Source organism: Acinetobacter sp. AKBS16, from assembly GCF_002899995.1.
Lineage (GTDB): Bacteria > Pseudomonadota > Gammaproteobacteria > Pseudomonadales > Moraxellaceae > Acinetobacter > Acinetobacter baumannii.
The window spans coordinates 31203-41617 of the sequence record NZ_POYH01000082.1 but is presented as its reverse complement, the minus strand read 5'-3'; the positions used below and the strand labels follow the sequence as shown (position 1 = coordinate 41617).

General features: G+C 39.1%; 10 protein-coding genes. 5 read left to right on the top strand and 5 right to left on the bottom strand.

Going from position 1 to position 10415, the window contains the following annotated elements; all coding sequences use genetic code 11:
* The 4 genes from C1642_RS19630 to C1642_RS14835 form a co-directional block, all read right to left on the bottom strand.
* Positions 1-513, bottom strand: a 513-nt coding sequence (locus C1642_RS19630; protein WP_228153920.1) for an ABC transporter ATP-binding protein, incomplete at its 3' end; no start/stop codon positions are given.
* A gap of 18 nt (positions 514-531) precedes the next feature.
* The gene (locus C1642_RS14845) at positions 532-1320 is read right to left on the bottom strand and encodes an ABC transporter permease (RefSeq protein WP_103236515.1); all 789 of its coding nucleotides are present in this window, start codon (positions 1318-1320) and stop codon (positions 532-534) included.
* Positions 1320-2159 (bottom strand): ABC transporter permease, encoded by an 840-nt coding sequence (locus tag C1642_RS14840; RefSeq protein WP_103236514.1) that lies wholly within the window; start codon positions 2157-2159, stop codon positions 1320-1322. The genes C1642_RS14845 and C1642_RS14840 overlap by 1 nt, the downstream gene beginning before the upstream one ends.
* Before the next feature lie 3 nt (positions 2160-2162).
* The gene (locus C1642_RS14835; protein WP_004701586.1) at positions 2163-3236 is read right to left on the bottom strand and encodes an ABC transporter substrate-binding protein; all 1074 of its coding nucleotides are present in this window, start codon (positions 3234-3236) and stop codon (positions 2163-2165) included.
* Between the two features lie 314 nt (positions 3237-3550).
* Here C1642_RS14835 and C1642_RS14830 point away from each other — a divergent pair, with 314 nt between their 5' ends.
* From C1642_RS14830 to C1642_RS14815, 4 genes are all read left to right on the top strand, one after another.
* Positions 3551-4684: an LLM class flavin-dependent oxidoreductase gene (locus C1642_RS14830; RefSeq protein ID WP_103236513.1), complete on the top strand. Its 1134-nt coding sequence runs from the start codon at positions 3551-3553 to the stop codon at positions 4682-4684.
* Between the two features lie 190 nt (positions 4685-4874).
* Positions 4875-5702 (top strand): energy transducer TonB, encoded by an 828-nt coding sequence (locus C1642_RS14825; RefSeq protein ID WP_103236512.1) that lies wholly within the window; start codon positions 4875-4877, stop codon positions 5700-5702.
* A gap of 24 nt (positions 5703-5726) precedes the next feature.
* Complete coding sequence (locus tag C1642_RS14820; RefSeq protein ID WP_103236511.1) at positions 5727-6461, top strand: MotA/TolQ/ExbB proton channel family protein; 735 nt, start codon at positions 5727-5729, stop codon at positions 6459-6461.
* On the top strand, positions 6461-6865 hold the full coding sequence (locus tag C1642_RS14815) for an ExbD/TolR family protein (RefSeq protein WP_001018517.1): 405 nt from the start codon (positions 6461-6463) through the stop codon (positions 6863-6865). The genes C1642_RS14820 and C1642_RS14815 overlap by 1 nt, the downstream gene beginning before the upstream one ends.
* Before the next feature lie 62 nt (positions 6866-6927).
* On the opposite strand, the gene C1642_RS14810 is transcribed toward C1642_RS14815, so the two are convergent.
* On the bottom strand, positions 6928-8511 hold the full coding sequence (locus tag C1642_RS14810; protein ID WP_103236510.1) for an ABC transporter substrate-binding protein: 1584 nt from the start codon (positions 8509-8511) through the stop codon (positions 6928-6930).
* A gap of 285 nt (positions 8512-8796) precedes the next feature.
* Between C1642_RS14810 and C1642_RS19625 the strand changes: the two genes are divergently transcribed.
* Positions 8797-10415: TonB-dependent receptor plug domain-containing protein (locus C1642_RS19625; protein WP_416202830.1), on the top strand; the 1619-nt coding region annotated here is incomplete at its 3' end.

Below are 10415 nucleotides of genomic sequence, written 5' to 3'. Positions count from 1 at the left end.
AGCGCCAAAAGGCTCATCCAAAAGTAAAATATCGGGTTTATTGACGAGTCCGCGGGCAATTGCAACACGCTGTGCCATGCCACCAGAAAGCTCATGTGGATACGCCTTTTCAAAACCCTTCAGCCCGACAATTTCTATATGTTCATTTACCCGTAAATTTCTCTCTTCACGGGTGAGTGGAGTCTCCTCAAGTGCTAAATGGATATTTTCAAAAACAGTAAGCCATGGAAGTAATCGGTGTTCTTGAAAGATAAGACCTCGCCTTAAATCTGTGCCTTTTATCTGAGTTTGATTCAGTAAAATTTCACCGTCATAGTCTTGATCTAATCCAGCAATAAGACGTAATAGTGTTGATTTTCCACAGCCACTACTGCCAACAATTGAGATAAATTCACCTTGTTCAATGTTGAGATTAATACCATCTAAAACGGTCAAAGTATTTTGATCACGTTGAAAAGATTTATTGAGTTTTTTAATAGAAAGTAGTGAGAACGACATATAAATTCCTAACAATATTTTTTAAAAGACAAATTAGGTACGCCATTGCAGCAGGCGTTTTGAAATAAGATGAATACCTGCCGTCATAAAGGCCCCACAAAGGGTAACCGTAATGGCACAAACCACCAGAATATCCATTTCGGCATTAATCTCGGCTTTCATCATTAAGTTGCCGAGTCCCGCACCCGCATTGAATAGCAATTCACTTGCTGTAGTGGTGATCCAAGTAAAGGGCACCGCTAAATTTAGACCAGTTAAAATATGGGGTAGGGCTTGGGGAAGGCGTATTTTTTTAAATTTTCGCCAGAATGAAAATTGATAAATACGTGCGATTTCATCGTATTTTGCATCATTGTGGCTAAGGCCCTGAAATGTATTAATGACTAATGGAAAAAATGAGGCAAGCGCGATAATAAAGATTTTTGCTTCTTCTCCATTACCAAACCATAAGGCAATTAAAGGTGTTAAACCCAGTAATGGAACTTGTCGAATACTGTTAAATAGTGGAGAAACTAAAGCATTTAAAACTTTTGAATAGGCAAGCAAAGTACCTAAAATTAATCCACTTATCGAACCTAAGATAAATCCAATTCCAGCTTTTTTAAGACTTCCCCACGTGTTTAGCCACAATTCACCTGTTTCAAGCAATTTGATAAATGCGAAATAAATGTTTTGTAGAGGAACAAATACATAGGCATGACTGGCACCTAAGCTTGAGTTGTATTGCCATAAGCCTAATAACAATAATGGTAGTACTAAGCCTTGTACTAAAATGATTGGTCGTTGCCATGTCTGTTTTAAAGTAAATGAACGCTGAGACATTATTTCTCCCCCGAACTAAGCGCAGGCGAGATAAAGCGTTGTTCCACTAAACGTAAAACTTTATCCAAACCAAACCCGACCACGCCTGTGATAAACACACCAACCATCACCACATCTAAGCGCAACATTTGACGTCCTAGTTCCATCATTTGCCCAATACCCGTTCCAGCTGCCAGTAGTTCAACAGCAACTAAAATCAGCCATGCACGACCAAGTGCAATTCGTAGTCCACCAATTAACGGCGGGAGTATGGATGGAAGAATAATAAACCTGAGCCAAGCTCGTGTTTTAAGCTGGTAGATTTGTCCTAGTTCAATATATTTTTTGGGAATATTTTTGACTGCATCGGCTGTTGCTAACGCTATTGGAAAAAAGCAGGCCTTAATAATCAGTAAAATTTTAAATAATTCACCAATCCCAAAAACTAAAATAAAAATAGGAATAAGGACAAAGATTGGAATTTGATAAAAAACGTTAAATAAAATATAGGTGTAATTACGAAAGAGAGTATTTGCTCCATAGGCAATACCAAAAGCAATTGCACTGATTGCTGCGATAGAAAATCCCAAAAACAGACGAGAAAGACTATCTTTGAGATGCATTTGAAGCTCACCACTTTGTAACAACGCAATGAAAGTATTCCAGACAGTTTTAGGCGGCACCAAAATTTGGGTTGGGAAAATCTGTAAAGAACTAATCAAATGCCAAATGAGGAATACTAATAAGGGTGAAATCACAGAGAGCAGCCCATACACCTTTTTAGAAGAAAATTCCTTACGGAGTGGGGTTTTAAATAAAACGTTATTTTGCTCAATAAGTGGCTTTACTAGTATTTTCATTGTCTAGTTTCCTTGCTTATTTGAAGCATGATTCGTCTGTAAATTTTGAATCGCTTGACGGGTAAACTTCGGATTCAACAGTTCATCTGCTTTGATTGGAGTTTGAATAAGCTGATTTTTCACTGCGTGATCAATGACTTTTGAATAATGCTGTTTCAAAAAGTCGACTTGATAGTCTGGAGACCAGTCTTGTTGCCATGTGCTTGCCGTATTCTGGCTTTCACGTTGAATCACACTAAGAGGTTGGCCAAACTTAGTTTGACTTTGCTGAAACTCATCTTGATGGTGCGCAATCCAATCCATTGCACGTACTGTCGCATCAGCAAGTAATTGCGTGGTATCTGGATGTTGCTCAATATAACTTTTGCTCCCCCAGAGTTCGGCACGCATTTTCCAATCTGCGGGCAAAGATTGTGATGACCAAATAATTTTACCCAAATGGCGATCTTGTAAAGTAAGTGCATCGCTTAAGGTAAAAAAGGCATCTACACTTTTGGCAGATAAAGCAGCAGCCCCAGCTTGCGGGTTTAAATTCACAATTTGAAAGTCTTTTAAGCTTAATCCTTTACTTTGTATGAGTTGTCCAAAGTTAATTTCCCACGGGCGGCCACGATGTAATGCAATCTTTTTACCTTTTAATTCCTCAATAGATTTAATAGGTGAATTTTCTGGAACGATAAGGTAGACGTTATTACCAATACCTCCGGGTACAACAATTTGTGTTTTAACGCCTGTTGCGTTAAGGACTACAGCAGGAAGATTTCCATAAAAAGCAAAATCGATTTTATTATTTAGAAAACTTTCATTAACCAGAGTTGCTACAGCAGCAGTGGTCACAGGTTCCCATTTCAATTCAATGTGATTTTGCTTTAATGCTTTTAGAAAAATTTGATCTTGTGAAATGAGTTGTGGCACACCAATAAAGTCCAAACTACCCGAAGTGCCATTAGCAACGACAGCAATTCGGAGTTGTTGCTGTTCAGACTGTTTTGGGGTGGTCTCTTCTGTTTTTTGTGCGCCACAAGCAACAAGACCCAAAAAACTAAAACCTAAAACTAGACGTGGAAAAATACGCATATCATCATAAGAATTAAAAAATATATGAGTATTGAGCAAGAACCACGCCAATAAAATTATCTTAAATAAATCAATAAATTATAATTTTTTATAATTATTATTGAGGTTAAATGCCGCCGTTGTGTTGTGATTGGGACACTCTTTAGCGTTTAAGTGTTGAAATATCAACACAGCTTTTAAACTCGATTTTTTAATATTTATATAAAACAGTAGTATAGCTAAAAATTAATTTAAAAAAATAACGGCATGATTCCTGCTCATAAGACTTATAACGAATTAAATATCGTCAAATCTTTAAATTATCGAGATTCATTATGTCAGTTGAGTTTTTATGGAGAATCCCTGTTCATGGGGATGGTCGTCGAGCACATCAATTACACACACGCGGTGAATGGAATCAATTAACCCCAGCAGTTCAATCTCCACAACGTGTTGCACCGCAACATGAAGATCAGTTATTTGCTTACTATGACTATGTCGAGCAAGTAGCGAAAGCAGCCGATATTGTTGGTTTTCATGGCGCACTCATTCCTGCTTTTCCACATACTGAAGAACCATGGGTGTTAGCGTCTGCATTGGCCAGAGAAACTAAAAGACTTCGTTTGCTCATCGCAATTCAGCCTTGGTTTATTCATCCTGCTTATGCAAGTCAAATGGCTGCAAGTTTGCAGCGTTTAAGTCAGGGACGAGTAGAGTGGAATGTGATTTCAGGTGGAGGCGGTGCACAACAACGCGCATATGGGGACTTTATTGAACATGATCAACGCTATGCACGGACCAATGAATTTTTAGAATTTGTGAAAGGTTATTCGCACCATGCACCTTTCAATTATGATGGAAAGTTTTTCCATGTTGAACAAGGTGGCCTGAAATACCCAATGAATCAATATGACGTTCCACGTTTATGGTTAGCAGGTGCAAGCGATGCAGCTTTACAAGTCGCAGGACGTCACGCAGATATCCACTTAACTTGGGGCGAACCTGTAGACCAACAGAAAAAAGTGATCGAACAGGCTCAAAATTTCTTTGAGCAGAATTCGCCGGAACGAAAAGTTAAATTTGGCATGCGTATTGATATTTTAGCGCGCCCAACCCAAGAACAAGCCTTTCAAGAGCTTAAACAAATGTATGAAACCATTGCTGTCGATAGTAATGCTTTTGAACGCAAAGACACTGAATCTGTAGGAGCGAAGCGCCAGCAAGCTTTGGTGCAGGGCAACCGTTTTGAAGACTTATTTGTGAGTCCAAATGTGTGGGCGGGAATGTCAAATGTACGAGGTGGCCCAAACTGTATTTTAGTCGGGAGTTATGAGCAAGTCGCAGAACGTTTGCAAGAATATATTGATATTGGGGTGGGACATTTTATTTTAGCCAGTAACCCGCATTTAGAAGAAGCATATCGTGTGGCTGAAGAAGTCTTACCCTTAGTAGGATATAAATTAAAATAATAAACTTAGATCCCTTTGCGATATCAAAGGGATCTTGTTGTTTGAACAGCATAACACTGTCTGAAAACCAACATCTTTTGTATCAATCATTTAAAAAACAAAAATTAAATTTATAAAAAATAATAACTTATAGTTTTGGCATGGCTTGTGCAATTTACTACTTAATCTTTTATTTTTAGTTTAAATTTTTATGCGTGATCAAATCTTTAATCCCCATAAGCGGGCTTTGCTCTTTGAGCAATTTGCGACAGTTGCAGCCACAACTGAAATTGCAGATCCGTTTGCACGGCATGATCAAGATGTTATTCAACCTGCTCCAGTGAAGTTGAATAAAGTCTTAATCGCAATTATTGCGGTTGCTTCAGCACATCTTGGAATTTGGTATGTTGCAAAACAATTGCCGACACCAGCTTTAGATATTCATAAACCCGAACCTGTGGTGATTGAAATCGTAAAACCGGTTGAACCACCTAAAGTGATTGAACCCAAAATTCCACCGATTACTGAAAAGCCAAAAGTTCCACCTGTGGTGGAAAAACCCAAGCCAATTTCTAAACAAGTGGAACAACCCAAACCTGTCCAAAAAAGTGTGGAGCAACCTAAGCCAGTTGCAAAAGCCGTGGCTCAACCCACTCCACAAAAAGTTGCAGAACCAGTGATCACAAAAGAAGTAGTCGCAGAACCGGTTAAAAAAGTGGCTGAGCCTGTAAAAGCGTCAGATGACAATTTACCTGTGACTGAAGCCAAAGGTTATGCCGGATATCTCAGTAACCCTACACCTGAATACCCTGAACAAGCTTTAGAACGTGGTTGGGAAGGCTCTGTCATTTTACGGGTCAAAGTATTAGCAAATGGCAGCCCAGATACAGTCAGTGTCAAGCAAAGTAGTGGCAAAAAACTTCTAGACAGTGCTGCCGTAAGAACAGTAAAGCAATGGAAATTTTCACCTGCACTAAAAGGGAAAACCCCTATAGAAGGCTGGGTCGATGTTCCAATTCATTATCAATTACCGAAATAAAATTTAAATTAAGAGGATATTTTCATGTCAGATATTAATTCATTGATCCATGACGGCACAATCTGGTTATTAGTTGCTTTATCAATTGTGACTTGGGTACTGATTGTGGTTAAGGTGGTCCAGACGCAGCGAGCGACAAAACAAAGTAAGCTTTTTGTAGAAGAGTTTTGGAAAGCAAAAAATTTATCAGATGCAGTAACTAAGTCTGAATTGGGGGAAGGCCCAGCAGCGCGAGTGGCTAACACTGGTTTTCAGACTTTAATTGAAGCAGATGAAAAGACACATCAAGATTTACAAAACAGTTGGAGCCGTCAGGACTTATTAGAGCGCCATTTAAGTAAGCAAGTTCTAACTGAACGCCGTCAATTAGAAAAAGGTTCAGCTTTACTGGCTTCTATTGGAAATAACGCCCCATTCATTGGTCTGTTCGGTACAGTATTTGGGATTATCCATGCATTACAAGCGATTGCTCATTCAGGTAATGCAAGTATGGATGTCGTTGCAGGACCAATTGGAGAAGCGCTGGTTGCAACGGGTATTGGTATTGCAGTTGCTGTACCTGCGGTACTTGCCTATAACTACTTTGTGCGTAAAGTAAAAACAATTGGCGCAGATCTTGATGATTTTGCAACGGACTTCGTGAGCCTGAATCAAAAAGCAGGATTCCAACTACCAACTACTAAAAAAGGTACGACTGGTAATACGGCGCTTAAAGATAATTCTGCTAAAGAAGTGAAAGAGAAAGGAGTGTTTGCATAATGGCAATTTCTACCTCTCAAGAAGACGATGTCGTCAGTGAAATTAATATTACGCCGCTAGTCGATGTCATGTTGGTCTTACTTATTGTATTCATTGTGACAGCTCCTTTGTTAACAAATACGGTGAAAGTAAACTTACCCAAAGCGGCTCCAACTCAATCGACAGATCAAAACAAAGCTGTGGTGATTAGTGTAAATCCACAAGGTGAAATATTCCTTGATAAAGATAAGGTTACACTTGCGAACTTTGAACAAGAAATAAAGTCACGCAAAAGCAGTAACCCGAAATTAGCATTAAACTTAAATGCTGATGAGACCGTACCGTATGGAACAGTTGCAAAATTATTGGCAAGTATTGAACGTGTAGGCGTAGATAAACTTTCTGTGATTACAGTGCCTAAATAATTATACCTCCATAAAAAAAGCTGCTTCGGCAGCTTTTTTTATATTGTGATTACAGACGAGTATTAAGCTTTCCAGAGTTTTTCAAAGCGCCATGTCGGAAAAATTGTATGCTCAGGCGCTAAACCACCAATATTTTTAGCTGCTGCGTCAATCGTATGGCTAAATCCCCAAATGAGCATTCCACCACGTTCATGTTGAATTTTTTGTGCTTGCGCTAAATGGATTTTGCGTTTGGCTAAATCAGGCTCTGCCAGTGCTTTAAAAAATAACTCACTATATTCAGGGTCTTTAAAGTTCACACGATTGGTGGTGGAAATTGGAGCATCGTTAACAACGGCCGTCGATAAATATGGCGTGCCGACATTGGACGCATTACTCGATAACTGCCACTTACTGCGGTCAGGGCCATTAAACGTTGCCAAATCCACTTGTTTAACTCGAATATTCACATTGGCTTGTTTCGCTTGCTCGGCAAAAATTAATGCCGGTTGAGCGCTACTCACTGGGGTAACAAGTTCTACATTCAAACCATCTTTAAAACCTGCTTGGGCTAATAGATTTTTTGCCTCGGCAATATTTTGTTGGCGTTGCGGCAGATTGAGAAAGGCTGGGTCTTGCGGCGAATAAAGATCGTTAGCGATTCGACCTTGCCCATTTAAGCCTCGTTGTACCAACTCTTCTCGGTTTGCAATCAAACGGAATGCCTGGCGCACTCTAGGGTCATTAAACGGCGCTTGTTGGGTATTAAAGTCAAAACTATTATGCGTATTGGTCGCAGAGCGTATAGTTTGAATGTGTTTTGCTTGCTCCAAAATTTTAATATATTCAGGTGAAATCGCATTTGCTACATCAATTTGTCCAGCCAATAAAGCATTTAATCGAGAAACCTGATCTTTAAAATCAATCACTTCAAAACTATCTGCATAAGGTTTGTCTGCTTTAAAGTAATTATTAAAACGGGTAAAAACAGAACGTTGCCCCGGAATAAACTCTTTGACTTTATATGGACCAGCTCCGACTGGATTATGAATAGGGTCGAAGTCAGTCGGTACAATTCCTCCAAAGTTTACCCAAGTTTCAGGCAATGCAACAAAGCCGGGAATCGTACTAATAAAAGGAATACGAACCGTATATTCATCTAGTTTTTGAATATGATCTCGGTCAATCCACTGCACCAAATTACGAAATGGTGAAGCGAGTTTAGGGTCTGTTAGGCGTTTCACTGAAAAAATCACATCATCTGCGGTAATGGTTTTACCGTGATGAAATTCTAAGCCTTTGCGTAAACGGATGGTCCATTCACTTGCATTGTGATTAGGTTCGGCAAACTCCGCCAAAGCAAGTCGGGGCAGCATATTTTCATCCCATTCCCATAACTTATTATAAATAGCGAAACCTCGTGTAATACCACTTCCAGATGCTGAAAGATGAGGATCTAGACTGCCTGATTGTTGTCCTCCAATCAGCCCCAAGCGTATAACTCCTCCATGCTTAGGCGTTGCTGAGGAGGTAGTTTTTGATTCGGTAGTATTATCTGGAGAGGGGCCACAACCTGATAAACTGCCCATCAAAGAGACGCCACCTAGCGCCGTGAGACTTTGTGTTAAAAATTTTCGACGTGATAACTGAAAAGTTTGATTTGTCATTATAAATACCTGATTAGATCTTCATCTTCTAAGGTATTGCAGAATAAATGCCAATATTTTTATATAATTTTAATATATTTATCAAATACTTACATAATTATTGTTTTTGGTGAGTGTCTCTATTTCAACAGCTTTGTTGAAAAAATAAACATGAATAGAATTGATAAGTAAACAATGAGAAATTAAAAACAACTGAATCAAATGGTTAGGGTAAATTATTTGGGCATTTAATGGTTGGCATAGGCTTTGCGTAACGCATTGTAAATTTACTTTACTGAGTGTGATATGAGACAGCCTTTTCAATTAAAACCTTTAGTTATTGCGCTTAGCGTATTAGGGACGACTTTACCGTTATATGTTTTTGCCGAAGAAACGCCACAGCAAGCAGGTGATTCTGAAAGTGATGTAATTACTTTGTCCGATGTAGTCGTTACTGGAGCAACCAAGAAAGCGACCGTAGTTCCCAAACGCAAAGTTACCTCAATTTATGGAACGGATAGCTCTGTATTGGATACCCCGCGTGTAGTATCCCAAGTATCAGAACAACAATTTAGAGAAGATGTTATTCGCAGTGCGGATGATCTCGTCAAATATGCGCCTAGCATTACGCGAGGCGGAGGACAAAATGCTAACTTTGCTCCACAAATTCGCGGACAGAACTCGGAAGTTTTTCAAGATAGTCAACGCATTTACAGTACTCGCCATCCGACCAATCTTAATGCTTATGAAGGAGCCGATATTGTGGCAGGACCAACAGGTGTAATTTTTGCGCCGACTTCAGGTTCTGGCGGATATATTAACTACCTGACCAAAAAGCCTAATTTTAATAAAGCCGAAACTAATATCTCTGGGACTGTAGGTTCCATTTACTCAGGTAAAGGCGCAGAGCCTAATTTCTCTGTCAGTATTGATCATACAGCCCCGATTTCAAAAGAATTAGCATTTCGCGTGAGCGCAACAGCACAAAAGACAGATGACTATTATGACAATGTGAAAAATAACTTTAATGCATTTTATGGAGCACTTGCTTGGCGTCCAAATGATCGTTTAAGGGTAGATTGGAATATCAGTTACGATGACTATTACGATTTTAATGTCACACATGGCTGGAATAGAGCATCGCAACAATCGGTTGATAATGGCCTTTATTACAAAGGTAGGGCTACGCCTATTATTCAAAACGGTTCGACTTTTTGGTCTCCAGTATTTGAATCAGGTGCGGCAAATTCTAAAGTCATTGGTTGGCAAACTCGTCAGAAGAACGATAAAAACCAATATGTTGCTGTTGGTGGAGTTCAGACCACGCCTTTACCGAACTCAACTGCTGATCAAGCAGGAACCATTAAAGGTTGGGTCTACGATCCATCAATCCCTGGTAATGAATTGGTCAAGCTAGATGATAATGTTTCAGGACGTAGTGAAGATAAAAATAGTGCCAAGCGATTTGGCACTCAATTAAAAGTAATTAAAGATTTAAATGACCATTGGTCTATTGCAAACAGTACGCTCTATCAAAATAACAAAGATTTAGGCGACTCTGTTGGAAGCTTTTTTACAGATTTAGATCATGAGTTAATTGATAACCGACTAGAATTTTTAGGTGACTATGATTTTGAAATAGCTGGCGTAAAAATTAATAATAAAAGCAGTACCGGAGGAACATATCGTCATGAGAAGTTTACCTCTTTAGCTGCAAATAATAGTTTTAATATTAATCCTTATGATTTAACCAATGATCCATCGCAGAAGAATCCTGGTGATTTACTGGGGTTAATTAACAATAGCGGTTCAACAGGAGGTTGGATTGGACAAGCCGGAGTGCCTCAATATTCTCAATATTTTGGTTATTTAAATTTACCGCGCATGTACCCAATTGGAAATGGTTTATATGCAGAAAAAGGTGG

Excerpts from the sequence above, each read along its gene's own strand:
- C1642_RS14845 (WP_103236515.1), bottom strand. The coding sequence starts at position 1,320 with ATGTCTCAGCGTTCATTTACTTTAAAACAGACATGGCAACGACCAATC.
- C1642_RS14840 (WP_103236514.1), bottom strand. The coding sequence starts at position 2,159 with ATGAAAATACTAGTAAAGCCACTTATTGAGCAAAATAACGTTTTATTT.
- C1642_RS14835 (WP_004701586.1), bottom strand. The coding sequence starts at position 3,236 with ATGCGTATTTTTCCACGTCTAGTTTTAGGTTTTAGTTTTTTGGGTCTT.
- C1642_RS14830 (WP_103236513.1), top strand. The coding sequence starts at position 3,551 with ATGTCAGTTGAGTTTTTATGGAGAATCCCTGTTCATGGGGATGGTCGT.
- C1642_RS14825 (WP_103236512.1), top strand. The coding sequence starts at position 4,875 with ATGCGTGATCAAATCTTTAATCCCCATAAGCGGGCTTTGCTCTTTGAG.
- C1642_RS14820 (WP_103236511.1), top strand. The coding sequence starts at position 5,727 with ATGTCAGATATTAATTCATTGATCCATGACGGCACAATCTGGTTATTA.
- C1642_RS14815 (WP_001018517.1), top strand. The coding sequence starts at position 6,461 with ATGGCAATTTCTACCTCTCAAGAAGACGATGTCGTCAGTGAAATTAAT.
- C1642_RS14810 (WP_103236510.1), bottom strand. The coding sequence starts at position 8,511 with ATGACAAATCAAACTTTTCAGTTATCACGTCGAAAATTTTTAACACAA.